At 73.3% G+C, this 23,328-nt stretch carries 23 protein-coding genes; 10 read left to right on the top strand and 13 right to left on the bottom strand.

The window, feature by feature from the left end:
• Positions 1-18: 18 nt before the first annotated feature.
• Positions 19-660, bottom strand: coding sequence for a response regulator (locus CXR44_RS34460; RefSeq protein ID WP_281260314.1), 642 nt, complete (start codon positions 658-660; stop codon positions 19-21).
• A gap of 93 nt (positions 661-753) precedes the next feature.
• Here CXR44_RS34460 and CXR44_RS34455 point away from each other — a divergent pair, with 93 nt between their 5' ends.
• From CXR44_RS34455 to CXR44_RS34440, 4 genes are read left to right on the top strand one after another with little or no spacing between them, the layout of a single operon-like run.
• A complete protein-coding gene (locus CXR44_RS34455) occupies positions 754-942 on the top strand; it encodes a DUF6229 family protein (protein WP_101790342.1) in 189 nt (62 codons plus the stop codon).
• Between the two features lie 16 nt (positions 943-958).
• Positions 959-3,796 carry a type 2 lanthipeptide synthetase LanM family protein gene (locus tag CXR44_RS34450; protein WP_101790341.1) on the top strand — a complete coding sequence of 946 codons (2,838 nt, stop codon included), beginning with the start codon at positions 959-961 and terminating at the stop codon, positions 3,794-3,796.
• A gap of 5 nt (positions 3,797-3,801) precedes the next feature.
• The gene (locus CXR44_RS34445; protein WP_180903844.1) at positions 3,802-5,652 is read left to right on the top strand and encodes an ABC transporter ATP-binding protein; all 1,851 of its coding nucleotides are present in this window, start codon (positions 3,802-3,804) and stop codon (positions 5,650-5,652) included.
• The gene (locus tag CXR44_RS34440) at positions 5,649-6,986 is read left to right on the top strand and encodes an FAD-binding oxidoreductase (RefSeq protein WP_101790339.1); all 1,338 of its coding nucleotides are present in this window, start codon (positions 5,649-5,651) and stop codon (positions 6,984-6,986) included. Before CXR44_RS34445 ends, CXR44_RS34440 begins: the two co-directional genes overlap by 4 nt.
• Positions 6,987-7,024: 38 nt before the next feature.
• Here CXR44_RS34440 and CXR44_RS34435 read toward each other — a convergent pair whose 3' ends face one another.
• Together CXR44_RS34435 and CXR44_RS34430 are read right to left on the bottom strand one after the other, a co-directional pair.
• Complete coding sequence (locus CXR44_RS34435) at positions 7,025-7,522, bottom strand: Clp protease N-terminal domain-containing protein (RefSeq protein ID WP_101790338.1); 498 nt, start codon at positions 7,520-7,522, stop codon at positions 7,025-7,027.
• Positions 7,507-7,983, bottom strand: coding sequence for a MarR family winged helix-turn-helix transcriptional regulator (locus CXR44_RS34430; protein WP_101790337.1), 477 nt, complete (start codon positions 7,981-7,983; stop codon positions 7,507-7,509). Before CXR44_RS34430 ends, CXR44_RS34435 begins: the two co-directional genes overlap by 16 nt.
• A gap of 30 nt (positions 7,984-8,013) precedes the next feature.
• Here CXR44_RS34430 and CXR44_RS34425 point away from each other — a divergent pair, with 30 nt between their 5' ends.
• Positions 8,014-9,114, top strand: coding sequence for a bifunctional NAD(P)H-dependent oxidoreductase/GNAT family N-acetyltransferase (locus CXR44_RS34425; protein ID WP_101790336.1), 1,101 nt, complete (start codon positions 8,014-8,016; stop codon positions 9,112-9,114).
• A 16-nt stretch (positions 9,115-9,130) separates the two neighbouring features.
• Here CXR44_RS34425 and CXR44_RS34420 read toward each other — a convergent pair whose 3' ends face one another.
• Positions 9,131-9,709, bottom strand: a complete 579-nt coding sequence (locus tag CXR44_RS34420; RefSeq protein ID WP_101790335.1) for a TetR/AcrR family transcriptional regulator — start codon at positions 9,707-9,709, stop codon at positions 9,131-9,133.
• A gap of 152 nt (positions 9,710-9,861) precedes the next feature.
• Between CXR44_RS34420 and CXR44_RS34415 the strand changes: the two genes are divergently transcribed.
• Both CXR44_RS34415 and CXR44_RS34410 read left to right on the top strand, forming a co-directional pair.
• Positions 9,862-10,683: an SDR family NAD(P)-dependent oxidoreductase gene (locus tag CXR44_RS34415; RefSeq protein WP_101790334.1), complete on the top strand. Its 822-nt coding sequence runs from the start codon at positions 9,862-9,864 to the stop codon at positions 10,681-10,683.
• A complete protein-coding gene (locus CXR44_RS34410; protein ID WP_101790333.1) occupies positions 10,680-11,591 on the top strand; it encodes a DMT family transporter in 912 nt (303 codons plus the stop codon). Before CXR44_RS34415 ends, CXR44_RS34410 begins: the two co-directional genes overlap by 4 nt.
• A gap of 7 nt (positions 11,592-11,598) precedes the next feature.
• Here CXR44_RS34410 and CXR44_RS34405 read toward each other — a convergent pair whose 3' ends face one another.
• Positions 11,599-12,288 carry a 2-phosphosulfolactate phosphatase gene (locus CXR44_RS34405; protein WP_101790355.1) on the bottom strand — a complete coding sequence of 230 codons (690 nt, stop codon included), beginning with the start codon at positions 12,286-12,288 and terminating at the stop codon, positions 11,599-11,601.
• A 231-nt stretch (positions 12,289-12,519) separates the two neighbouring features.
• On the opposite strand from CXR44_RS34405, the gene CXR44_RS39145 reads away from it, so the two are divergent.
• From CXR44_RS39145 to CXR44_RS34390, 3 genes are all read left to right on the top strand, one after another.
• Positions 12,520-12,879: a DUF6355 family natural product biosynthesis protein gene (locus tag CXR44_RS39145; protein ID WP_144070191.1), complete on the top strand. Its 360-nt coding sequence runs from the start codon at positions 12,520-12,522 to the stop codon at positions 12,877-12,879.
• Between the two features lie 104 nt (positions 12,880-12,983).
• Positions 12,984-13,634 (top strand): hypothetical protein, encoded by a 651-nt coding sequence (locus CXR44_RS34395; RefSeq protein WP_144070190.1) that lies wholly within the window; start codon positions 12,984-12,986, stop codon positions 13,632-13,634.
• Between the two features lie 152 nt (positions 13,635-13,786).
• Positions 13,787-15,193: a DUF4389 domain-containing protein gene (locus CXR44_RS34390; RefSeq protein ID WP_101790330.1), complete on the top strand. Its 1,407-nt coding sequence runs from the start codon at positions 13,787-13,789 to the stop codon at positions 15,191-15,193.
• 66 nt (positions 15,194-15,259) lie between these two features.
• Here CXR44_RS34390 and CXR44_RS34385 read toward each other — a convergent pair whose 3' ends face one another.
• The 8 genes from CXR44_RS34385 to CXR44_RS34350 all read right to left on the bottom strand — a co-directional run bounded on the left by CXR44_RS34385 (position 15,260) and on the right by CXR44_RS34350 (position 23,275).
• Positions 15,260-16,180 carry a carbamate kinase gene (locus tag CXR44_RS34385; protein ID WP_101790329.1) on the bottom strand — a complete coding sequence of 307 codons (921 nt, stop codon included), beginning with the start codon at positions 16,178-16,180 and terminating at the stop codon, positions 15,260-15,262.
• Positions 16,177-17,106 (bottom strand): ornithine carbamoyltransferase, encoded by a 930-nt coding sequence (gene argF / locus CXR44_RS34380; RefSeq protein WP_219602182.1) that lies wholly within the window; start codon positions 17,104-17,106, stop codon positions 16,177-16,179. The genes CXR44_RS34385 and argF overlap by 4 nt, the downstream gene beginning before the upstream one ends.
• Positions 17,103-18,278 (bottom strand): arginine deiminase, encoded by a 1,176-nt coding sequence (locus CXR44_RS34375; protein ID WP_101790328.1) that lies wholly within the window; start codon positions 18,276-18,278, stop codon positions 17,103-17,105. The genes argF and CXR44_RS34375 overlap by 4 nt, the downstream gene beginning before the upstream one ends.
• On the bottom strand, positions 18,275-19,624 hold the full coding sequence (locus CXR44_RS34370; RefSeq protein ID WP_101790327.1) for an amino acid permease: 1,350 nt from the start codon (positions 19,622-19,624) through the stop codon (positions 18,275-18,277). The genes CXR44_RS34375 and CXR44_RS34370 overlap by 4 nt, the downstream gene beginning before the upstream one ends.
• A 168-nt stretch (positions 19,625-19,792) precedes the next feature.
• Entirely contained in the window at positions 19,793-20,542 is a 750-nt protein-coding gene (locus tag CXR44_RS34365) for an SDR family oxidoreductase (protein WP_101790353.1), read from the bottom strand.
• Positions 20,543-20,559: 17 nt separating this feature from the next.
• Positions 20,560-21,147: an NADPH-dependent FMN reductase gene (locus tag CXR44_RS34360; protein ID WP_101790326.1), complete on the bottom strand. Its 588-nt coding sequence runs from the start codon at positions 21,145-21,147 to the stop codon at positions 20,560-20,562.
• On the bottom strand, positions 21,144-21,770 hold the full coding sequence (locus tag CXR44_RS34355) for a DsbA family oxidoreductase (protein ID WP_101790325.1): 627 nt from the start codon (positions 21,768-21,770) through the stop codon (positions 21,144-21,146). Before CXR44_RS34355 ends, CXR44_RS34360 begins: the two co-directional genes overlap by 4 nt.
• Before the next feature lie 11 nt (positions 21,771-21,781).
• Entirely contained in the window at positions 21,782-23,275 is a 1,494-nt protein-coding gene (locus CXR44_RS34350) for an MFS transporter (RefSeq protein ID WP_101790324.1), read from the bottom strand.
• Positions 23,276-23,328 lie beyond the last annotated feature (53 nt).

Genomic DNA, 23,328 nt, shown 5'->3' with positions numbered 1-23,328 from the left:
GCCGGACGCGCGTGGAGCTCAGGTCGCCAGGCCGTCCTCCCTGACGCGGGCGGCGAGGTCCAGTTTGGTGTAGGCGGGGCGGCCCGCCTTCCGGTACTTGTCCTTGACGCGTTCCAGGTAGTTCTTGGCGGTCCCCGGCTGCACCCCGGCGCTGCGGGCCGCCGCGATGAGCGTCATGCCGGAGGCGTAGGCGAGCAGCACCGCGCGCTCCTGCGGTGACAGGACGGGCCGGTCGTGGTCCCGGTCCGCCAGCCAGCCCAGCGCCAGCTCGGGCGAGATGGCCACCTCCTCCTTGGCCACCTCCCTGACCTTCGCCACCAGGGCCGCCAGGTCGTGGTCCTTGGTGAGGTAGCCGCCCGCCCCCGCGGCGATCATCTGCCGGGCCATGTCGCCCGAGGTCACCACGCTGACCACGAGGACCCGCCGCCGCAGCCGCACCAGCCTGCGGACGTTGGCCACGGGGTCGGACCGGTCGGCCAGCAGCAGGTCGAGCAGCACCACGTCGGCCGGTGACGGCTCCGTACCGAGGAGTTCGGCGACGGTCGCGGCGCAGCCGACCAGGCGTACGTCGGGCACCCCGGCGAGCCAGGCGGCCAGCCCTTCGATGAGCATCCGGTCATCGTCGACTACCGAAAGGGTGATCACGCCTGTCTTTTTCATATCGGGAATGAGGTGTCAAGTGCGCAGTTATGGCGGCTACCGGTCGGAGACCCGGCGCTGGATCATGGCGCCAAGTCCGAGAAGGGAGCAAGCATGACCGTCACGCTCGAAAGGGCCGAGGAGATCATCGCCGCCTGGAGGACGGGAGACGAGCCGGACAGCCCGGTCGGCCCGATGCTGCCCGGCATGTACGCCGAGTCCGAGATCACCATGACCGGGCCGGGTTACTCCGGCAAGTGCGGGACCGCCTGCTCGGGCTCCTACACCCGTTACTGCTGCTGAGCGGGGACGGGAGCACATGGCCGGTGAGTTCGACCCTCCGCTGGACCCGCTGATCGGACCGGCTCTGGCCGACCTGGAGGCCCGGTTGGGGTCCCTCACCGGCCTCGCCCCCGCCGAGCGCGCCGCCGTCCTGGCCGGCTCCGCGCGGTCCGTCGAGGAGGACGTCCGCCGCAAGATCACCAGGGTGCTGGTGCTGGAGCTGAACGCCGCCCGGCTGTCGGGACGCCTGACCGCCGCCGACCCCGCCGCCCGGTGGGAGGAATGGCGGCGACGCGTCGCCGAACCGGCGTTCTGGCGCGAGCTGGCGGTGCCGTACCCGGGGATGACGGCCAGGCTGACGACGGCTATCCGCCACCGGTGCGCGGCCGCCCACCGCTTCGCCGCGCGCTTCGCCGAGGACCGCGCCGCCCTGGCGGCGCTTCCGGGGGCGCCGTCGGGCGAGCTCCGACGGGTCGAGTTCGGCGCCGGGGACAGCCACCGGGGCGGGCAGACCGTCGTCGTGCTACACGGCGCGGACGGCCGGGCGGTCTACAAGCCACGCTCGCTCGCGGTGGACGCGGCGCTCGCCGAGCTGCTCCCCCATCTCGGCGTCTCCACCATGCGCGTGCCCGCGGTCGTGACCCGCCAGGGGTACGGCTGGGCCGAGCACATCGAGCACCGCCACTGCGCCGGCCCCGGAGAGCTGCGCGCCTTCTACCGCGGCATGGGCCACTGGCTGGCGCTCATGCGCCTGCTCGGCGGCAGCGACCTGCACGCCGAGAACCTCATCGCCGCCGGACCGCACCCCGTCGTCGTCGACTGCGAGAGCCTGTTCACCCCGCACGCCAAGGCCCGCCCCTCGGGGTACGGCCAGGCGGTCGACCTGGCGGTGCAGCTGGTGGACACCTCGGTGATGCGCACCGGGCTGCTGCCGGGACGCGGCGTGGCCCTGGGCTGGCGGGGCGTGGACATGTCGGCGGCGGGCGCGCTGCCCGGCCAGCAACCGGAGGTCGAGCTGCCGGTGGTGCTCGGCGCGGGCACCGACAGCCCCCGCATGGGCACCGAGCGGGTGCGGCTGCCTCCGGCGGCCAACCATCCCAGCCCGGAGCCGGTGCTCGGCCACTACTGGGACGAGATCATCACCGGGTTCGACGAACTCGACGGCCGCCTCGCCGCCCTGGACCGGTCGGGCAAGCTGGAGCCGCTGCTGGCGGGCTTCGCCGACTGCCCGGTCCGCGCGGTGCTGCGCTCCACCGAGTCGTACGCCGAGCTGGGCCGCATGCTCTGGCATCCCGCCGCGCTGCACGATGAGGCGCCCGCCCGCGCGAAGGCCGCCGCGCTGCTGGCCAAGATGTCGGAGAACGTGCCGGGCGCCCCCGGCGACCCCGCCATCATCGCCGCCGAGGTGGACGAGCTGTGCCACGGTGACATCCCGATGTTCGACACCACGCCGCGCGTCGGCGTGCTGCACGGCCCCGCGGGCACCCGGTGCGGCCCGGAACGCGATCTGATCGCCGAAGCCGTGGCCCGCTGGCGGGCGCGCGACCACGGCCTGGACCGCCGGGTGGCGCAGGCGGCCCTGGTCAGCGCCTACCTCAACGAGGGCTGGATGCCGGAGGACAAGCGGCTCTCGCCCGGCCTGGTCCGCACCGACCGCCTGGAGCCCCGGCGGCGCGCGGCGGCGGCCGGGATCATGCGCGGAGTGCTGGACAGCGCCGTCCGCGGCGCGGACGGGACGGTCACCTGGATCACGCCCGTGCTCAACCCCACCGGCTGGGCCGTGCAACCGCTGTCCGCCGACCTGTACGGCGGAGCACACGGCGTGGCGGTCCTGCTGGCCGCCTACATCCGGGAGGCGGGCAGCGGCAGGGCCGAGCCGATCGAGGAGCTGCCCGGCCTCCTGGAGGCGGTGCTGCGCACGATGCGCCTCGCCGAGGACCGCGACGCCGCCAAGCGGAGGGAGGACATGCGGATGCGGCCGGAGCCGCCCGGCGCCTACCTCGGGATCACCTCCCAGGTGTGGGGCTGGCTGCTGCTGCGCGCCCTCGGCGCGGCCGGGGAGGAGGCGCTGCTCCGCGCCCGGGCGCTGGCCGGGCTGCTCCCGGAGTCGATCGAGGCCGACGACTGCTATGACCTGCTCTCCGGGATGGCGGGGGCGATCGTCCCGCTGCTGCGGCTCGCCGAGCAGGCCGGCGACGCACGGTACGCCGAGCTGGCCCGGTCGATCGGCACCCGCCTGGCGGGCCTGGCGGAACACCGGCCGGGCGGCGCCTGCTGGCCCAGCCCCCGCTTCCCCCAGGGGCTCGGCGGGCTGGCGCACGGCGCCACCGGTATCGGCTGGGCCCTGTCGCGGCTGGCGGACTCCCCCGGGGCGCCCGGCGGCCTGGAGGAGCTCGCCGAGGCGGCGTTCGCCTACGAGGACACCCTGTACGACCCCGCCCAGCGGGGCTGGGTGGACCTGCGCGGGGACGGCTTCACCGCCGCCGCGTGGTGCCACGGCGCGGGCGGGGTCGGGATCGTCGCCGCCGACCTGCTGGCCCGCGAGGGCGGCACCCTGTGGCGCGACAGGCTGGCGCGCGCCGCCGCCTCCTGCTGGGCCGACGGCACCGGCTGGAACCACACGCTCTGCCACGGCGACCTCGGGGCCTGGGAGGTGATCGAGCACGCGCGGGCGGCCGGGGTCGCGCCGGTGGAGCGGGCGCGGCTGGACGCCCACATCCTGGGCAGCCTGGAGGCCAACGGCCCGGTCAGCGGTCTGGCCAGGGACGCCTTCGCCCCCGGCCTGCTGCCCGGTCTGGGCGGGGTGGCCTACCAGCTGCTGCGCATGCACCCGGACAGCGCCCTGCCGTCCGTCCTGCTGCCGGACCTGGAGTGAGCCCGGTGGAGGAGGAGCTGGTCTCCCCGTACTGGCACCTGGACCGGACGGACGCGCCCCGGCGCGGGCTGCGACGGCTGCCGGCGCTCACCGTCCCGGTGCTGCGGCTCATCTGGCAGTCCGGGCGCGGGCCCGCGCTGACCATCCTCGTCCTGCAGCTCGCCTCCGGCGCCGCGACGGCCGGTGGGCTGCTGGCGACCACGACGGTGCTGGACGAGCTGCTGGCCGGCGGGGCGGCGCCCGACCGGCTGCTGGCGGCGGTGCCGGGCCTGGCCCTGGTCGCCGCGGTCGTGGCCCTGCGCGGCGCGGCCGAGGCGGCAGTGGAGCTGGCCCGGGCGCGGCTGGAGCCCGCGCTGCGGCGGGCGGCGCAGGAGCGGCTGTTCGCCGCCGCCCTGGCCGTGCAGCTGGCCGACTTCGACGACGTCGAGTTCTACGACGGCCTGCACCGGGCCCGCGACCGGGGGCTGTTCCACCTCGACCGCGCGGCGGGCAACATCGTCGAGCTGATCGGCGCGGCCTGCGGGGTCACGGCGGCGGCCGCGGGGCTGGCCGTCCTGCACCCGCTGCTGGTGCCGCTGCTGGTGGCCGGCGTGATCCCGGAGGCGTGGGCGGTGCTGAAGGCCGCCCGGCGCGGGTACGCGGGGATGAGGGCCATGGTGACGCTGAACCGCCGGGTGGACATGCTGGCCGAGCTGGCCACCGAGCGCGAACCGGCGGGCGAGTTGCGGGCCTGCCAGGCTGAGCCGTACGTGCTGGCCGAATACCGCCGGGCGGCGGACGTCCTGATGGCGGAGGAGACGCGGGTCGCGCTGTCCATGGCGCGGGCCAGGACGGCGGGCCGCGCGGCGAGCGGCCTGGCCACGGCGGGGGTGCTGGTCGTGCTCGGGCTGATGCTGCACGCCGGCTGGATCGCGCCGGCCGCGGCGGGCACCGCGGTGATCGCCGTCAGGGTGGCGGCCGCGGCGCTGCGGCAGCTCACCCAGGCCGGCGACCAGTTGTTCGAGCAGTCGCTGTACGTGGCCGACTACCACGACTTCCTCGCCGACGCCGAGGCCAGGAGGCGACCGGCGGGCGGTACGGCGGCGCCGCGCTCCCCCGAGCGCATCACCCTGCACGGCGTCGGCTTCACCTATCCGGGCAGTTCGAGCCCGGCGCTGCGGGAGATCGACCTGGCCATCCACGCGGGCCAGACGGTCGCGCTGGTCGGCGAGAACGGTTCGGGCAAGACCACGCTGGCGAGGCTGCTGGCCGGGCTCTACCGGCCCACCAGCGGCACCCTGCGCTGGGACGGGCTCGACAGCGCAGGCCTGGACCCGGGCACCCTGGCCGACCGGGTGGTCCTGGTGCCGCAGCACCCGGTCCGCTGGCCGCACGACGCCAGGACCAACGTCCGCATGGGCCGCCACGACCGCGCCGACCCGGGAGACCGCGCCCTGCGCGAGGCCGCGTCGCTCGCCGCGGCCGACGACGTCGTGGCCGGGCTGCCGTCCGGATGGGAGACGCTGCTGTCCAGGCAGTTCAGGGGCGGTCACGAGCTGTCGGCGGGCCAGTGGCAGCGTCTGGCTGTCGCGCGCGGGCTGTTCCGCGACGGCCCCCTGCTGATCTGGGACGAGCCGACCGCGCCGCTGGACGCCAAGGCGGAGTACGCGGTCTACGAGACGCTCCGCAAGATCGCCGGAGAGCGGACCGTCCTGCTCATCACGCACCGGCTGACGAGCGTCCGGCACGCCGACCGCATCTACCTGCTGCACCGGGGGCGCGTCGCCGAGCAGGGCACGCACGAGGAGCTGCTGGCGCTGGGCGGACGCTACGCCGAGCTGTACGCGTTGCAGACCGGGAAGGCGGCCAGGCGATGACGCGCATGATCCACCCCGGCGAGCCGGGTTACCAGGCCAGGCGCAAGGCCTTCCTCGGCACGCTCACCGAGGCGCTGCCCGCCGCCGTGGCCTGCTGCGCTTCGGAGGGGGACGTGGCGGGCGTCCTGGAGCTGGTCCGCGCGCGCGGCCTGCCGTTCGCGCTGCGCGGCGGCGGCCACAGCTTCGCCGAGCACTCCTCCACGACGGGGCTGCTCGTCGACCTGGGCGGGATGAAGGAGATCGAGGTCGGCGCGGGCAGCGTGCGGGTGGGCCCCGGCGTGCGGATCGGCGAGCTGGCCCGCCGCCTGGCCGAGCACGGGCGCATGGTGCCGTGCGGCTGGTGCCCGACGGTCGGCGTGGTCGGAGCCGTGCTCGGCGGCGGTTACGGCGTCCTCAGCCGCATGTACGGGCTCGGCGCCGACCATCTGCTGGCGGCGCGGGTGGTCCTGGCCGACGGGCGGAGCGTCGAGGCGGGCGATGACCTGCTGTGGGCGCTGCGCGGGGCCGGCGCCGGTAACTTCGGCGTGGTCACGCGGGTGACGTTGCGCACCCGGCCCATCGTGCCGGTCACCGCCGTCCAGGCGGTCTGCGACTTCGCCGATGCCGTCGATCTGATCGACGCCTGGCAGCTCTGGGCGCCCGAAGCGCCGGACGAGGCGAACCTGGAGATCGCCGTCGTCGCCGGAGACGAGCCCGGCGAACCGCCGTACGCCGTGCTCTTCGGCGTCGTCGCGGGGCCGGTGGAGCAGGCCGGGAAACTGGCCGGCGAGCTGGCGCCGCCGGATCGGCTGCGGCTCACCCGGCTGGAGGGCGCCGCGGCCGCCTGCCACCACGCCTACGCGGACGGCGGAGACGGTGCCGTCACGGAGCTGCCGTACGGCGAGCGGCCGGGGCTCCGCCTGAACAAGTCCGGCTTCTTCGACGGGCGCCTGCCCCGGACGGCCGTCGAGGACCTGCTGGGACGGCTGGCGGCCGACCGGGTGCGCGGCGAGATCCGGGATCTGGAGTTCGTGCCCTGGGGAGGCGCGATCGCCCGGGTCGCCCCCGGCGTGACCGCCTTCGCCCACCGAGCGCCGCGCTTCCTGCTCAAGCAGTCCGTCCAGGTGGGGTTCCGCGCCACCGACAGCCGCCGGCGGGACGCGCACGCGTGGCTGTGCCGGTCGTGGGCGCGGCTGGCGCCGTGGGCATCCGGCGCGGTCTACCCCAACTACCCCGACGCCGACCTGCCGGACTGGGGGCGGGCCTATCACGGGGACAGCCTGCCGCGGCTGCGCGAGGTGAAGGCCGCCTACGACCCGGAGGACCTGTTCCGCTCGGCGCAGCCGCTGTGCTGACGGCGATGCCTCCCCGCGTCCGCCGCCGGGTGCGGAGATCAGGCGTGGCGGCCCGTGGCCTGTTCGCCTGTCGGCGGTCCGTGATGAGCGTGTCCGGGGCGCTGCCCCGCGACGAGCTCGTCCGCGGCACGCCGGACACGGTCGAGGTCGGCTCCGAGCTTGACCAGCACCTGAGCCGCCGCGCTCGCGCCGTCCCGGACGAGCCCGAGCAGGAGGTGCTCGGTGCCGATGTGGTCGAGGCCACGCCGCGTGGACTCCTGGTCCGACAGCTGGAGGGCTTCGCCGGCTGCCGGGGCGAACGGAAGGTGTCCCGAGGCGACGGTCCGGCCCCGGCCCTGGTTCGCCTCGACCTGCCGGCGCAGGCCTTCGAGGCTCAGGCCCAGGTTCTTGAGCACCGTGGCGCCCACGCCCTCACCTTCACGGATCAGTCCGAGGAGAAGGTGTTCGGTGCCGATGGAGTCGTGGCCGAGCATTCTGGCTTCGTCCTGGGACAGGACGAGGACCCGCCGTGCCCTGTCCGTCAACTTCTGGTACATGCGGGTTCCTCCAGCTTGCGGGCGATGCTTTCCAGGGCGGACAGGTCCGCCGGCGAGAGCCGGTCGATGACGTGGCGGCGGACCGATTCGAGGTGTGCCGGGGCGGCGTCCTCGAGGGTTTCCATGCCGTGCTCGGTGAGGACGAGATAACAGCCGCGTCCGTCGTCCGGGTCGGGCTCGCGCCGTACGAGGCCGCGGGTCTCCATGCGGGTGGCGTGCCGTGACAGGCGGCTGCGCGACCAGCCCATCTTGGCGGCCTGCTCGTGCAGCGTGCTGGTGCGGCCCGGGCGTTCGGAGAGCGTGCTGAGCACCTCGTAGTCGGCTTCGGACAGGCCGATCGCGGCCAGGTCGTGCGCGGTGCGCGACTGGATCGCGATCATCATGCGGCGCAGGGCGCGCCAGGCGCGCTCCTCGTCCGCGTCGAGCCAGCGCACCGTCTCCCCCGGACTTCTCTTTGACATGTAAACAAGTTACCAGCTAAGTTCGTTTCCATGTCAACGAAACCTCTGCGGGTCATCGTCCTCATGTGCAGCACCCGTCCCGGCGCCCTCGGCCCGGCCGTGGGGCGGTGGCTGATCGACGCGATCGCGCCGCGGGCCACGGAGCTGGGCGTGGAACTGCTGCCGGTGAGCCTCGGCGACCTCGCGCTGCCGTTCCTCGACGAGGAGGAGGAGCCGGCGTCCGGCGTCTACCGGCACGAGCACACCAAGCGGTGGAGCGCGATGGTGGACGCGGCGGACGGCTTCATCGCGGTCACCCCCGAGTACAACTACGGCATGCCCGCGGCCTTCAAGAACGCCCTCGACTACCTGGGCCGGGAATGGGCGTGGAAGCCGATGGGGTTCGTCAGCTACGGCAACACCTCGGCGGGCACCCGGTCGGTCCAGCACGCCAAGCAGGTGGTGACCACGCTGCGGCTGGTGCCGCTGGGCGCGACGGTCGCCCTGCGCATCGCCGACACGGTCGACGGCGGGCGGGTCCGCCCGGATGCCGGCCGTGACCAGGCCGCCATCGGGGTCCTGGACGAGCTCGTCCGCCTCGCGCACGCCCTGCGGCCGATGCGCGAGCGCCCCCGCTCGGGCTCCGGGCCGCTCCCGGGGTCGTACGTGCGAGCGCTGACCCCGGACGACGCCGCGGAGGTTCTGGTGCTCCAGCGGTGCTGCTGGCTGGAGGAGGCGCTGGCCAACGACACCCTGGCCATCCCTGCCCTGGAGGAGTCGCTGGAGCAGGTACGCGCGTGGCTGGCCACCTGGCGGACCACGGGCCTGTGGCGGGACGGCCGGCTCCTGGGCATGGTGCGCGCGCGACGCGTGGGCGACGACTGGCACGTGGGCCGCCTCGGCGTCGTCCCCGACCTGCGCGGCCAGGGCGTGGGGCGCTGGCTGCTGCGTGAGGCCGAAGCCGCGGTCGACGCCGGATGCCGCCGCATCGTGTTGTCCACCGGCGCCCGGAGCCGGGACAACATCCGCCTCTACCACGCCCAGGGTTACCGTACGGAGTCGTCCGACAGGGCGACGGCCCTCCTCACCAAGCCCGTGCCCGCGGACGGCGCCGTCGGGGTCTCCGACGAGGAGCCGGCAGAGGTGGGCTGACGAGACCTCCGGCGCCTCAGGCGCGGGGGCCTGCGCCGTGCAGCAGGGTGTCGACGATGCGGGCGGCCAGGGTGTCCGGGTCGGCGCCGTCCGCGTTGCCGTGCAGGGATTCACCGATCAGCGCGTAGTAGACCCGGCGCACCCAGTCGAGGTCGGCCGCCTGGTCGATGAGCTTGTCGTCCTGGGCCCGCTTGAGTACGGCGGTGCAGCTGCGGGCGATGTCCTGGTGGAGTGCGGCGGCCTCACCGCCGGGGGCTGCCGGCAGTCCCAACGCGAACGCCCAGGCGCTCTTGACCTCGAGCACGTTGGCGGTGATGCGGTGCATCGCCACCAGCGGCGGCGCGGTGTCCGGCCGGCCGTCGTCGACCGCCTGGGCGAGCTGACGGGCCGCGGACGCGGCCAGTGCCTCGATCAGCGCCTGCCTGCTGGCGAACCGCCGGTGAATGGTCGTGCGGGCCACTCCCGCGGCCGCGGCGATCTGCTCCATGGAGGCGCCCGGCTCCTGGGCGAGCACCCGCTCGGCCGCCTCCAGGATCGCGCGCACGCTGCGCTCCGCGTCCGCCCGCAACGATCGTGCTGTCGTCTCGCCCATCATGCCTCCTGCTCGGCCACTTATCCAACGCCACACTACAGCGTTGATGCAGCCAACTCATTAATTGCATCATGCCTGTTGCAGTTATGCCGATTCCTGGTACATTTTCGTCCCAGTTGCCACCACCTCAGGTGGCCCCAGCCAAGGAGAACCACATGCGCAGCACCGCCCTCATCACCGGAGCGTCGTCCGGCCTCGGCGCCGAATTCGCCGCCCAGCTCGCCGCCCAGGGCCACGACGTCGTCCTGGTGGCGCGCTCCGGCGACCGGCTCGCCGCCCTCGGCCAGCGACTCACCGCCGAACACGGCATCCGCGCCCATGTGCTGGTCCAGGACCTCGCCGAGCCGGACGCCGCCCGTCGCATCGCCGACCAGCTGACCACCCGCGGTCTGGACGTCGACGTTCTGATCAACAACGCCGGTTTCGGCACCTGCGGCCGCTTCGAGGAGATCCCCGCAGCCCGCGACCACGACCAGCTGATGGTCAACGTCGTCGCGCTCGTCGACCTCACCCACGAGGTGCTGCCCGGCATGCTGGAGCGCGGCCGCGGCGCGATCGTCAACGTCGCCTCCAACGCCGCCTTCCAGCCCTCCCCCTACTTCGCCGTCTACGGCGCGTCCAAGACCTTCGTGCTGAACTTCGGCCTCGCCCTGCGACAGGAGTACCGCCGGCGCGGCATCCGCGTGCTCACCCTGTGCCCCGGCCCGGTCGAGACCGCCTTCTTCGACACCATCGGCACCCGCAACGCGGCCGTCACCGGCTCCATGACCACCCCGGAACCCGTCGTCCGCGCCGCCCTGCGCGCGCTGGAGCGGGACCGCGGCTACGTCGCCCCCGGGTTCGGCAACGCCCTCACCGCGCACCTGACCCCCCGCCGGCCCCGGACCCTGGTCGCCGCCATCGCCGAACGCATCACCCGCAAGGTCCTCACCCCCTCGGCTGACGCCCCCTCGACCGTGGCGGAGCACGCCGGATGAAATCCTCCGCCGCCTCCCTCAGCGCGGCCTCGGCGATGCTGCTCGTCGGCACCTCCACCGCGGTCTCCGCCACCATCGCCGACTACCCGGTCTTCACCGGGCAGGCCCTGCGCTACGCCATCGCCGCGGCCATCCTGCTCACTGTCGTAGGCCACCGGCGCCCGCCCCGCGTCCGTCTCACCTCACGTGACATCCTGCTCCTGATCGCGCTGGCCGCCACGGGGCTGGCAGGTTTCAACCTCTTCCTCGTCGAAGCCACCCGGCACGCCGGCCCCGCCATGATCGGCACCGTGGTCGGAGCCGTCCCCCTCGTACTCGCCCTCGTCGGACCCCTGATGGAACGCCGGCGCCCGGCTCCCCGCACCGTCGGCGCCGCGCTCGTGGTGGCACTCGGCGCGGCGGTCGCCGCCGGTCTGGGCTCGGGCAGCCTGACGGGCCTCCTGCTGTCCCTCGGCGCGCTCACCGGCGAGGTGGCCTTCTCCCTGCTCGCCGTCCCCCTGTTGCCCAAACTCGGCCCCCTGAGGGTCGCCGCCTATCCCGCCGCGCTGTCCGTCCCCATGCTGCTGGCCGCGGGCCTCGCCCTGGACGGCACGGCCTCCCTGCGGCTGCCCACACCCAGCCAGGCAGCCGCCTTCGGCTACCTCGGCGCCATCGTCACCGCGGCCGCCTTCTTCCTCTGGTACGACGCACTGCGCCGCCTCGGCGCCGATCGTGCGGGCCTGTTCGCGGGTCTCGTACCGGTCGGCGCCCTGCTCACCACCCTCGCACTGGGCCTCGGCCAGGCAGGCCCCGCCGACGTCACCGGCGCCCTGCTCGTCACGGCGGGCGTCGTCCTCGGCCTGCGCCAGCCCGGCCGCGCCAACCCAGGACCACACCGTCCGCAGGCGGGTGTCCACGAGGTGACCTGACCAGCGATCAGATCGAAGCCGCGCCGGCCGGTGAAGGACGGAGGACCATGAGCGATTCCTCCACGGTCGTCACCATGGCAAAGGGGAACCGGTCAAGCTCCAGACAGAGTGCGACGTCATCGGGATGGGCTCCTTCACGCACCCCTTCCGCCAGTTCCGCGGCGGCGCGCGACTCGGCAGCGCGGCGGAGGAACGGAGCCGCGTCCGCCCCGGCATCGTTCGCCCTTCGAGCGATGTACTCAGCGCACGCCAGATCTTCGTCTGCCTGCCCGTCCTCGCCGGTGACCACGTACGTGACACTGTCACACGCACGGGTCCGCAGCAGCCGGGCCGTTGCCTCCGCCACCACGAAACTGGCGCACAGCACCAGCGACGCCTCCTTGACCGCGAGAGCGCCGACGGTCCCCGCCGTGGTCTTCTGCACAACGGTCCGTCCACCGAAGCCGACGGACCGCAGCAGGGCCGGCGAGTTCACGGCGTCGAACCCGGGCGCAGGCGGACCGTCCTTGAGCGCCGCCCAATCCGGGTGGCGACTCTTGAGCGTGAGGGCTTCGTCCAGAGACTCGGCGAGAACGATCTTCTCCGCTCCCTGGGCGAACGCCCAGGCGGCCACCGTGAAAGCACGCATGACGTCGACCACGACCGCCACGGACGGGGCTTCGGCCAGCTCGGCGATACCAGAGAAACGAGCATCCATCCGGACATGATCCCGCATGCCCGACCACCTGGAGGTGATCAGTCGGCTGGCCAGGCCTGTGACGCGCTTGTCGGGGACACCGAAAAGCGCCAATCATCGCCCCGTTCCCGTCATGCTGTTGCACGAAGGGCAGTAGTGATCTTTCATGAAGCGGAAGGCTCCACCGCACAGCCCGTGGTAGCCGTATAAGGCCATCACGAAGCGGCACTTGACGACGTGAAGGAGACCAGAGTGCTGACCGTCAGACGCGCCTTGGGTGGACTGGTCCTCGCCGGCGGAGTACTCGCCGGATCACTGGCACCAGCCCTGGCCGCAGGAGCCGCACAGGCCTCCAGCGGTCCCCCGTCGGCCACCGCCTCTCAGGACGTCGGCACCATGGCCGCCCCCGTCGGCAAGCGGTGTGGCGCCTACCTCACCGGCGAGGCGTGGGGTGCGGATCTCCGCTACTACCACTGCGGGGACACCAGGATCTTCGTCGAGATAGACAACATCTCCGGACCCAACCAATACACGTGCGTGGATCCGTGGGAGGACAAGTACCTGGCGGAACGCCAGACCGCCGACAACGCGTGGTACATAGGCCTGTGCTAGCGCACATCTCGTGACGCGGCGGAGGGCGATCGCTCAGGCGGTCGCCCTCCGCCGCGCGAACAGGGGCGCGGCCCGGCCGCCAGCGGTGACGTAGCGTGGTGGACGTGGACTCAGAGGCATGGGCCGCCACCGCCGCCGCCGCCATTGCCGCCGTCGCGCTCTACTTCTCCGCGGCAGCCGCCAGGGCGGCCAGGATGTCCGCCAGAGAGGCGGCCGCCATCGCGAGGGTCGAACAGGAGCGGCGGGAGGAGGAGCGCGAACGCCGCCACGAGGAGCTGGCGCCGTCCCTCCCCGAGGTCGAGACCTTCCTGGACCAGGATCGCCAGGGGAATCCGCAGTGGTGGGGCCTGGTGACGCTTCCCCGCGACTACACGATCGGGATCGAGCCGGCCGATCGGCGTCGAAACGGCCCGATCGAGGTCTTCGACGTCACGGCGCACCGCCCGTGCCGCTTCCGGGTCCCGCTCCCCGCCGGCGCCGGCGCGATCCACGGCACGAGGATACGCATCCGCTTCTGGCCGCCGAGAGGACCGCGCCACGGTCCGCCGACCCGGTGGCGGTGCTTCTGTCAACGGCCCGAGGTCGCGCCCGGCTACGACGTGGCCGATGAGGCCACCGGACCCGTGCCGCTCGGCTGGGGCCCGCCGCGTGTCGCCAGGGGGCATTGGGAACTCGAGCTACCGCTCGCACCGCCCACGGGGCCACGGGGCGAGCACCGGTCCGCCCCGGACCACATCCGAGATCGTCGAGGGTGAGGACGCACGCCCGCCCTCCCCCGCGCCCGCCCCCGCGCGCCCGCCCGGGCCGTCGCCACGCTCGCTCGGCACGCCGTCACAGGTGCCCATCGGCGGGCGGGCCGGGACTTTCGACCGCAGGCGCGCGTGCGTGACGGTGGTGCGCTGGAGTCATGAGCACCTATCCCGTACGAGTCGAGGCCCGGCTGGACGAGCCGCTGAACCGGGGCCTCTGGATCGTCAAGTGGTTCCTGGCGATCCCCCACTACATCGTGCTCGCCCTCCTGTGGATCGCCTTCGGCGTCCTCACCGTCATCGCGTTCTTCGCGATCCTGTTCACCGGCCACTACCCTCGCGCGCTGTTCGACTTCAACGTCGGCGTGCTGCGGTGGACCTGGCGCGTGGCCTACTACACCTACGGCGCCCTGGGAACCGACCGCTATCCGCCCTTCACCCTCGGCCCGGCGCCGGACTATCCGGCCACGCTGGAGATCGACTACCCCGAACGGCTCTCCCGCGGCCTGGTGCTGATCAAGTGGTGGCTGCTGGCCATCCCGCACTACCTCATCGTGGGCCTGTTCACCAGCGGCAGCGTCGTCTCCTGGCGCGGCGACCTGCCTGACGGCGGCGGCCTGCTCTACACGCTCGACTGGGGCGGGCTCATCGGGCTGCTGGTTCTCGTCGCCGCCCTGTCCCTGCTGTTCACCGGCCGCTACCCGCACGGGCTGCACGACCTCGTGATCGGGATGAACCGGTGGGCGCTCAGAGTGGCCGCGTACGCCACGCTCATGACCGATGTCTACCCGCCGTTCCGGCTGGAGCAGGGCGGCCACGAGCTGCCGCGCATGGAGCCGCCGCCGCAGCCGCGGCACGCGCCGGTCCGGCACGGCGCCGCTTCGATCGCGGCGATCGTCGTGGGCGCGTTGCTCGCGTCCGGCGGGATCGGCACGGCCGCGGCCGGCTCGCTCTCGGCGGTGCTCGCCCAGTCCCGCACCGGCGGCGGGTTCGTCAGCACGACCGGCGAGCGTGTCTCCACCCCCGCCTACGCGCTGACCACCGACCGGATCGCCATCGGCGGCCAGGGCGTGGAGTACCTGCGCGGCTTCACCGGCAAGGTGCGCGTCGAGACGTCGGCCTCCGGCGGCCCGCTGTTCGTCGGCATCGGCCCCCGGGCCGACGTGGACGCCTACCTGAAGGGCGTCGGCCACGATCGCGTCACCCGCCTGACCTTCGGCCCGGGTCCGGACGACACCGTCTACACCCGGCACGCGGGCGGGCGGCCGGCCACGCCTCCCGCCGCGCAGACCTTCTGGACGGCGACGGGCTCCGGGAGCCTCGAATGGGACGTCGAGCCGGGCGAGTGGACCATCGTGATCATGAACGCGGACGCGAGCCCCACGATCTCGGCCGACCTCCGGCTGTCCGCCACGCTTCCGTGGCTGGACGGGCTGACCACCTGGCTGTTCGTCGCGACCGGCATCCTGCTGGTGTCCGGCGTCGGGCTCGTCCTGCTCGGCATCCGCCTGACCCGGCGCCCCGTCCCCGAGACCGCGCCTACCGCGCCGACGCCCAGCGCCTGAGAACCTCGGACAGGGCGCAGCCCACCTCGGTGGCCGGAGGTGGGCTGCTCGGCCGTTCGCCCTGCTTCAGGCAGGGGTGGCGCCGGACGCTCGCCGTGCACGGATGTGCGTGCCCCGCGTGCCGCTGATCACGGCCGCCAGCTCGGTCAGCGACCCGATGCTCGCCGGCCGCCCGGTGGCCCGGGTGAAGGCGCAGGCCGCCTCGATCTTCGGCCGCATGGAGCCTGCCGCGAACGCCCCGGCGTCCAGCTCGTCCGGGGAGGCGACCACGAGGGGCCGCTGGCTCGGAGTGCCGTAGTCGGCGTACACGTACGGCACGTCGGTCAGGATGACCATCGAGTCGGCCTCGACCTGCTCGGCGAGCAGCGCGGTGACCAGGTCCTTGTCCACCACGCCTTCCACCCCGGTCCGGTCGGCCGTGACGGGTGCTCCGCCTCCCCCGCCGGCGATCACCACGCACCCGCCGTCCAGCAGGCGCCTGATGATGGGCAGCTCGACGACCTGGATCGGGCGCGGCGAGGGGACGACCCGCCGCATGCCGCGCTCCTCCTCGGTGAACTCCCAGCCGCGCTCGCCGGCCAGCCGCTTCGCCTCCTCCGCCGGGTAGTAGGGCCCGATGGGTTTGTCCGGCCGGTCGAAGGCGGGGTCCGCGGCGGACACCACGACCTGGGTGACCAGCGCGCCGACCGGCGTTTCCGGCAGGCGGCGGCCGACGCTCTGCGCCAGCCAGTAACCGATCATGCCCTGCGTCTCGGCCACCAGCGTGTCCAGGGGATAGCCCCGCTCCAGGGTGGGGTCGTGCTCGCTCTCCTCGGCCAGCAGCCCCACCTGGGGGCCGTTGCCGTGCACGATGAGGAGCTGGTGCCGCTCGGCGACCTTCGCGAGCTGTTCGGCGGCGACCGCGATGTTGCGCTGCTGCGTCGCGGCATCGGCGGGCTCGCCTCGGCGCAGCAGCGCGTTCCCGCCGACCGCGACGACGACCCTCACAGCGTCCCCGCCAGGCCGCCGGTGAGCAGCGCGTCGAGTACGGCCTGCGCCGTGGGCAGCCGGTTGGCGGCCTGCCGGAACACCTCGGACGCCGGTCCGTCGATCACCTCGGCCGTCACCTCCTCGCCCCGGTGGGCGGGCAGGCAGTGCAGGAACACCGCGCCGGGGCGGGCGGCGGCCATCAGGCCGGCGGTGACCCGGTACGGGGCCAGCGCGGCGACACGGGCGGCCTTCTGCTCAGGCGGGTCTCCCATGGACAGCCACACGTCGGTGTAGACGGCGTCCGCCCCGTCGACCGCCTCGCGCGGATCGCCGGTGAGCACCAGGTCGCCTCCGGTGGAGAGCTTCCTGGCCATGGCTTCGACCGCCGGATCGGGCGCGTAGCCGGCCGGGGTGGCCACGGCGAGCGAGAGCCCGGCCAGGGCGGCGGCCTCCATGAGGCTGTGCGTCACGTTGGTCGCCGCGCCGACGTAGGCGACCTTCCGCCCGCGCAGGTCGCCGAAGATCTCGCGCAACGTCATCAGGTCGGCGAGCGCCTGCAGCGGGTGGTGGCCGTCGGTGAGCGCGTTGATCACCGGCACGTGCGCCGCGCGGGCGAAGCTCCGCACGTCCTCGTCGTCGAAGGTGCGGATGACCACGGCGGCGGTGTACGAGCTGACGACGCGGGCGGTGTCGGCGATGGTCTCGCCCCGGCCGAGCTGCAGCTCGGCCGGGCCGACGGTGAGCGCGGTCCCGCCGAGCCGCACCACGGCGGTCTCGGCGGACAGGCGGGTGCGGGTGGAGGGCTTGGCGAAGTACAGCAGCACGGTCCGGCCGCGCAGCAGCTCGCCGCGGTCGTGGGGGTGCCGCTGGAAGTGGCCGGCGCGGTCGAGCAGGTGGATGAGGGTGTCAGGCGCCAGGTCGGCGATGCGCAGCAGGTCCTTCACGACGCGGTCCTTTCGATGGGGCAGCTCATGCAGCGGGGGCCGCCGCGGCCGCGGCCGAGCTCGGCGCCGGGGATGGTGATGACCTCGATGCCGTGCTTGCGGAGCATGGTGTTGGTGGTGACGTTGCGTTCGTAGGCGACGACCACGCCGGGGGCGATGGCCAGCACGTTGGTGCCGTCGTCCCACTGCTCGCGCTCGGCCGCCCACACGTCCTGCTCGGCGCGCAGGACGCGGGTCGCGCCGAGCGCCGCGAACAGGTCGTCGTTCTCGCGGACGCGCAGGCCCGGCGTGAGGGTGAACGAGCGCAGCGGCGGCAGCTCCGGGTAGACCACGAAGACGCCGCGCTCGACCATGGTCATGACGGTGTCCAGGTGCATGAAGGCCCGTTTCCGCGGCAGGGCGGCGACGACGACCCGGTCGGCGGCCTCCGCCTCGAACAGGCGGCGGGCGAGCAGCTCGATCGCCTGGGGTGTGGTGCGTTCGCTCATCCCGACCAGGACCGTGCCGTCCCCGACGACGTGGATGTCGCCGCCCTCGATGCTGGCGGGCTGCTCGGCCTCCGCCGGGAACCACAGCGGCGCCTGACCGGCGAACAGGGGGTGGAAGGCGTAGACGGCGGCCACGTGCGTGGTCTCGCGGCGCCGGGCCGGTTTGGCCATCGGATGCAGGGACACCCCACCGTAGATCCAGGCCGACGCGTCGCGGGTGAACAGGTGGTTGGGCAGCGGCGGGAGGATGAAGTCGTCGTCGCCGAGCCCGGCCAGGCACAGGCTGTCGGCCGCCAGGCCGAGCTCGCGCTTGGTCAGCCCGCCGATGAGATGGCGGGTCAGGACGTCCGCCGGCATCGCCTCCAGCTCCAGGCGCAGCGGCGGGGCGAGCGTGGGGCCGAAGGCGGGTTCGGTGACCACCCGGTCCAGCACCCACGCCCGGGCCTCGGCCAGCTTGAGCGTCTCGGCCAGCAGCTCGTCGAACAGGTGGACGGTCACGCCGCGCTCGCGCAGGGCGTCGGCGAAGGCGTCGTGCTCCTGGCGGGCCCGCTTGACCCACAGCACGTCGTCGAAGAGGAGTTCGTCGCAGTTGGACGGCGTGAGCCGCATCAGCTCCAGCCCGGGGCGGTGCAGGATGACCTGCCGCAGGGTGCCCACCTCGCTGTCAACGTGGAACATGCTCATGCCGCCTTCCTGTCGATGCGTACGGTGTCGGCTCGGTCGCGATACTTCAGCCACACGTAGACCGGGATGCCGGCGAGCATCAGCAGCGTGCCCTTGTAGACGACCTCGTAGCCGGATCCGGCGATGGTCCACAGCGCGTAGACGAACGCCACGACGGCGATCGTGCCGTCGACGGCCAGCCGCCTGCCGGAGAAGCGCTCGCGGTCGGTGAGCGCCAGCAGGAGCTGCGCCGCCGCCGCGTACGCGTACGGGATCAAGGTGGTGAGCGTGGCGAGCAGGATCACGAAGTTGAACTGTTCGACCAGCCCCGCGTTGTAGTTCAGCAGCATCAACCCGGTGATCAGCACACTGGAGACGACCAGCCCCACGGCCGGGGTGCCCCAGCGCGAGGTCTTGGCGAACACCCGCGGGAACAGCCCGTCGCGGGCCGCGGCCAGCGGCACCTGACCCTGCAGCAGGATCCAGCCGTTCAGCGCGCCGAACGCGCTGACGGTCGCGCCGACCGCGACCGCGGTGCCCGCCCAGCCGCCGAACATCGCCTCGGCGGCGTCCGCGAACGGCGCCGTGGAGTCGACCAGCAGCGCGCGGGGCACGGCGGCGAACACCGCGACGGTGCCCAGGATGTAGACGGCCGCGGTGACGACCGTGCCGATGACGGTGGCGCGCGGGACGGTACGTTCCGGGTCCTCGACGTCCTCGGCGGGGACGGTGGCCGACTCGATGCCGATGAACGCCCACAGGGTGAGCGTGGCGGCGGCGGTGACGGCCCCGAAGGTGCTCTGGCCGCTCGGGTTGAACGGGGTGAAGTCGGCGGCGTCGATGAAGAACGGCGCGGCCACGGCCAGTCCGACCAGCGGCAGCAGTTTGGCGACGGTGGTCACGGCCTGGATCCAGCCGCCGAGGCGCACTCCCCGGACGTTGACGGCGGTCAGCAGCCAGATCGCCGCCAGCGCCACGGTCGCGGCGAGCAGGGCGGTGTCGGCGAGCGCGGGCCAGAAGTAGCCGAGATAGCTGACGAACGCCACCGCGATGGCGGCGTTGCCCACCCACACCGCGATCCAGTAGCCCCATGCCGTCTGAAAGCCGATGAAGTCACCGAACGCCCGGCGGGCATAGGCGTACGGGCCGCCCGTCTGGGGGTAGGCGCGGCCGAGCCGGGCGAAGACCATCGCCAGCAGCAGCGCGCCGGTCGCGGTGAGCACCCAGGCGAGCAGGCTCGCGCTGCCGAAGGCGGCCAGCGACGCGGGCAGCAGGAACACCCCCGAGCCGATCATGTTGCCGACGACCAGCGCGGTCGCCATCCACGGCCCCAGCTTGCGGCGTTGCGGTAGCGGGGTGACGGACATGGTGATCCCCTCTCATATGATCACCGCCAGCACATCAACCCAGGGACTGCCGCGAATTGAGGCTTATGCCACCGATGTCCCAGGACCTTGGTCCTCTGTTCGCCGCTCCCGCCGTCCACGGGGCGGCCCTGGAGGGCCGGGCCGCTGCCCGTGGCCGGGCGGCGGCGTCTACATGGTCGTCCCGCCTGACACGTCGAGCCGGTGCCCGGTGACGTAGCGGCTGTCGTCGGAGGCCAGGAAGGCGACGGTGTCGGCCACGTCGGCCGGTGTGCCCAGCCGGCCGAGGGGCGTCTGCGACGACAGCCAGGACAGGGCTTCGCCGACGAGGCGTCCCTGGTGCATGTCGGTGTCGATGACACCCGGGGCCACGAGGTTGACCGTGATGCCGCGCGGCCCGAGCTGCTTGGCCAGGGCGACGGTCATGACGTCGAGCGCGGCCTTGGACATGGCGTAGTCGATCGCCCTGGGCATGGCCGCCCCGCGGGTGAGCATGGTGCCCACGGTGACGATCCGCCCGCCGTCGCGCAGCCGCGGCAGGGCCTGCTGGGTGATGAAGAACGGGGCGGTGGTGTTGACCGCGAACAGGCGCTCGAAGCCCTCCCGGGTGACGCCGTCGATCTCGCTCTGGCCGCCGAGGACGCCCGCGTTGTTGACCAGGATGTCCAGCCCGTCGGCGTGCGCGTCGAAGGCGGTCCACAGGGCTTCGGCGTCGCCGGGGGCGCCCAGCTCGGCCTGGAGGGCGAAGGCCCGCCCGCCGGCCGCCTCGATGGCCGCGACGGTGTCCTTGGCGGCCGCGTGGTTGCCGGCGTAGTGCACCGCGACGCGGACGCCTTCACGGGCCAGCCGGGTGGCGATCGCCCGGCCGATGCCCCGGCTCGCGCCGGTCACCAGCGCCGTCTTTCCGGTCGAACTCATCATGATCATGCCTTTCTGGTTCACGCGGTGTAGGGGGTGGTGGTCCTGGCGTCGCGCAGGATGCGGGCCCACCAGGTCACCTGGTCCAGCAGGGCCTTGGCGGCCGCGGCCGGGCCTGCGGGGTCCTTCGGCTGCCCGCCTGTGTCGAAGCTCTCCCAGGCGCCGTGGAAGCTGACGGTGTCGCGGGTGGTGACGGCGTGCAGCTCGGCGAAGACGGCCCGCAGGTGCTCCACCGCGCGCAGACCTCCGGAGATGCCGCCGTAGGAGACGAACGCCACCGGCTTGGCATGGAACTGCTGGTTGTGCCAGTCGATGGCGTTCTTCAGGCCGGCCGGGTAGCTGTGGTTGTACTCGGGAGTGACCACCACGAACGCGTCGGCGGCCGCCAGCCGCGGGGTCAGCCCGCCCAGGGCCTCCAGCACCGGCGCGGGCGCGGACATCGACGGGGCCGCCGCGCCGATCGGCACGTCGGCCAGGTCGATCACGTCCACGTCGAGGTCCGGGCGGGAGGTTGCCTGGCCGGCGAACCAGGTGGCGACGGTGGGGCCGAGGCGACCGTCGCGAACGCTGCCGACGATGACGGCCAGCCGTAGGGGGTCAGTGTTCATGGTGTTCTCCGTTCGTGATGGCGGGCCTGGCGCAGGGCCGCCAGCAGGGTGGTCTCGGACTGGGTACCGGTGAGCGGGGGCAGGTTGTCGATGAGGAAGACCGGCACGCCGGTGACGCCGAGGCGGCGTACGTGATCGAGCCGGGCGCGTACTTTGTCGGCAGGCACGTGGCCGGTTAAGACACCGACCTCGGCGGCCAGCCGGGCCAGGGTGGCGGGGTCGCCGATGTGCAGCCCGTCGGTGAAGTGGGCGCGGAAGAGGCGTTCCGCCATGGGCTCGGCCTTGCCCTGGCGCGCGGCGTCGGCGATGAGCCGGTGCGCGTCGAAGGTGCCGGTGGCGAGCGCCTTGCCGTACTCCAGCCGGAGGCCTTCGCGGGCTGCGTGTTCGGCGAAGGCGAGCGCGCCGGCGGCCGCTTGCGGGCCGAAGGTCTGTTTCAGGACCTCCAGGAGCGGCCGTCCGTCGGCCGGGGCGCCCGGGGCGAGCTCGAAGGGCAGGAACTCCACCGTCACCTCCGTGCCCTCGGCCCTGAGCCGGTCCGCGGCGCGGGCGAAGCGGGTGTGGCCGAGGTAGGAGTGGACGCAGATGACGTCCATGACGAGCTGGACTCGCACGTGGTGTGACATGGGTGCCCGCCTCACGCGGCCGCGGTGGCGGGCTCGGCCGATGGGGCGCCGTCGCGCAGGGGGACCTCGCGGATGAACCAGGCCAGCGCGAAGGCGAGGGCGCCCAGCGCGGCGGCGCCGAGGGCCATGGCGTGGATGCCGTTGGAGACGGCGAGGTGCACCGCCTCCCGTGCGGCGGGCGTGAGCCGGGCGAGCGCCTCGGGCGTCAGGGCGATCCGGGTGGCGGCCTCCGCGCCGAGGCGCTCGACGAGGGTGTCCTGCAGGCGGGCGGTGTAGAGGGCGCCCAGGGCGGCCATGCCCAGCGAGGCGCCCATGGTGTGCCAGAGGGTGACCGAGCCGCTGGCCGCCCCCATGTCGCGCGGCGCGGCGCTGTTGACGGTGATGATCGTGGTGGACTGCATGAGCAGACCCACGCCGAGACCGCCGATCAGCGTCAGTGCGGAGGCGAGGGCCAGGTTGGTGCCGGGCCGCAGCAGGAGCAGCGCGAGCATGCCGGCCGCCACAGTGGCGCCGCCGAGAATCGGGTAGATCCGGTAGCGCCCGGTGCGGCTGATCAGCCGGCCGGTGCCGATCAGCACGGCGACCATCCCGAGCATCGCCGGCAGGATCAGCAGGCCGCTGACGACCGGCGAGGCGCCGTGGACCAGTTGCATGTACTGGGGCAGGAAGGTGGCCGCCACCACCATGCCGACGCCGCCCAGGAACCGGATGACCTGGGCGAGGGTGAAGTTGCGGTCGGCGAACAGGCGCAGCGGGACGATCGGCTCGGCCACGCGCCGTTCCACGAGCAGCAGGGCGGCCAGGGCCGCCACCCCGATCAGGGTCAGCCCGAGGACGGGTGCGGAGGCCCAGGCGTACCGGGTGCCGCCCCAGCTGGCGACCAGGCTCAGCGCCACCAGCACCACCGTCAGCAGCAGCGCTCCCAGGTAGTCGATCCGTGCCCTGATCCGGCGCCGCTCCAGCCGTACGGCCGCGCCGATGAGCAGCAGGGCGACCGCACCGATGGGAAGGTTGACGAAGAACGCCCACCGCCAGCCCGCATCGGCGAACAGGCCGCCGAGCAACGGCCCGGCGATGAAGGCGATCGGCATCATGATCCCGAACAGGCCCATGAGCCTGCCACTGTGCCGGGGCGGCACCAGCTCACCGATCAACGCCAGCGCCCCGGTCATCAGGCCACCCGCGCCCAGCCCCTGCACCATCCGGAAGCCGACGAGCTGGACCATGTCCTGCGCGACTCCGGACAGCCCGGATCCCAGCAGGAAGACCAGGATCGAGGCCATGTACACCGCCTTGCGGCCGTACAGGTCGCCGAGCTTCCCCCAGATCGGCGTCGAAGCGGCCATACAGATCAGGTAGGCCGTCGCCACCCAGGAGAAGTACTCCAGACCGCCGAGGTCTCTCACGATCGACGGCAGCGCGGGTCCGAGCATCATGCCGTCCAGCGGGGCTGTGATCATGCCCAGCATCACACCGGTCACGCCCGTGCGAAGAGTTCGATCCATACGTCCTCCAAATTCGCGTACCTCGTACGTGAAAGGGACCATAGCCATTCAGG

The organism is Nonomuraea indica (assembly GCF_002850745.1).
Lineage (GTDB): Bacteria > Actinomycetota > Actinomycetes > Streptosporangiales > Streptosporangiaceae > Nonomuraea > Nonomuraea indica.
The sequence above is the reverse complement of the archived record's forward strand: the minus strand, read 5'-3'. Positions and strand labels throughout refer to the sequence as shown.

What these genes read in the sequence shown, in the direction of transcription:
- CXR44_RS34360 (WP_101790326.1), bottom strand. Translation starts at nt 21,147, where the DNA reads ATGAACACTGACCCCCTACGGCTGGCCGTCATCGTCGGCAGCGTTCGC.
- CXR44_RS34365 (WP_101790353.1), bottom strand. Translation starts at nt 20,542, where the DNA reads ATGATGAGTTCGACCGGAAAGACGGCGCTGGTGACCGGCGCGAGCCGG.
- CXR44_RS34450 (WP_101790341.1), top strand. Translation starts at nt 959, where the DNA reads ATGGCCGGTGAGTTCGACCCTCCGCTGGACCCGCTGATCGGACCGGCT.
- CXR44_RS34415 (WP_101790334.1), top strand. Translation starts at nt 9,862, where the DNA reads ATGCGCAGCACCGCCCTCATCACCGGAGCGTCGTCCGGCCTCGGCGCC.
- CXR44_RS34355 (WP_101790325.1), bottom strand. Translation starts at nt 21,770, where the DNA reads ATGTCACACCACGTGCGAGTCCAGCTCGTCATGGACGTCATCTGCGTC.
- CXR44_RS34350 (WP_101790324.1), bottom strand. Translation starts at nt 23,275, where the DNA reads ATGGATCGAACTCTTCGCACGGGCGTGACCGGTGTGATGCTGGGCATG.
- CXR44_RS34410 (WP_101790333.1), top strand. Translation starts at nt 10,680, where the DNA reads ATGAAATCCTCCGCCGCCTCCCTCAGCGCGGCCTCGGCGATGCTGCTC.
- CXR44_RS34390 (WP_101790330.1), top strand. Translation starts at nt 13,787, where the DNA reads ATGAGCACCTATCCCGTACGAGTCGAGGCCCGGCTGGACGAGCCGCTG.
- CXR44_RS34425 (WP_101790336.1), top strand. Translation starts at nt 8,014, where the DNA reads ATGTCAACGAAACCTCTGCGGGTCATCGTCCTCATGTGCAGCACCCGT.
- CXR44_RS34460 (WP_281260314.1), bottom strand. Translation starts at nt 660, where the DNA reads ATGAAAAAGACAGGCGTGATCACCCTTTCGGTAGTCGACGATGACCGG.
- CXR44_RS34405 (WP_101790355.1), bottom strand. Translation starts at nt 12,288, where the DNA reads ATGGATGCTCGTTTCTCTGGTATCGCCGAGCTGGCCGAAGCCCCGTCC.
- CXR44_RS34430 (WP_101790337.1), bottom strand. Translation starts at nt 7,983, where the DNA reads ATGTCAAAGAGAAGTCCGGGGGAGACGGTGCGCTGGCTCGACGCGGAC.
- CXR44_RS34420 (WP_101790335.1), bottom strand. Translation starts at nt 9,709, where the DNA reads ATGATGGGCGAGACGACAGCACGATCGTTGCGGGCGGACGCGGAGCGC.
- CXR44_RS34375 (WP_101790328.1), bottom strand. Translation starts at nt 18,278, where the DNA reads ATGAGCATGTTCCACGTTGACAGCGAGGTGGGCACCCTGCGGCAGGTC.
- CXR44_RS34440 (WP_101790339.1), top strand. Translation starts at nt 5,649, where the DNA reads ATGACGCGCATGATCCACCCCGGCGAGCCGGGTTACCAGGCCAGGCGC.
- CXR44_RS34435 (WP_101790338.1), bottom strand. Translation starts at nt 7,522, where the DNA reads ATGTACCAGAAGTTGACGGACAGGGCACGGCGGGTCCTCGTCCTGTCC.
- CXR44_RS34370 (WP_101790327.1), bottom strand. Translation starts at nt 19,624, where the DNA reads ATGTCCGTCACCCCGCTACCGCAACGCCGCAAGCTGGGGCCGTGGATG.
- CXR44_RS34455 (WP_101790342.1), top strand. Translation starts at nt 754, where the DNA reads ATGACCGTCACGCTCGAAAGGGCCGAGGAGATCATCGCCGCCTGGAGG.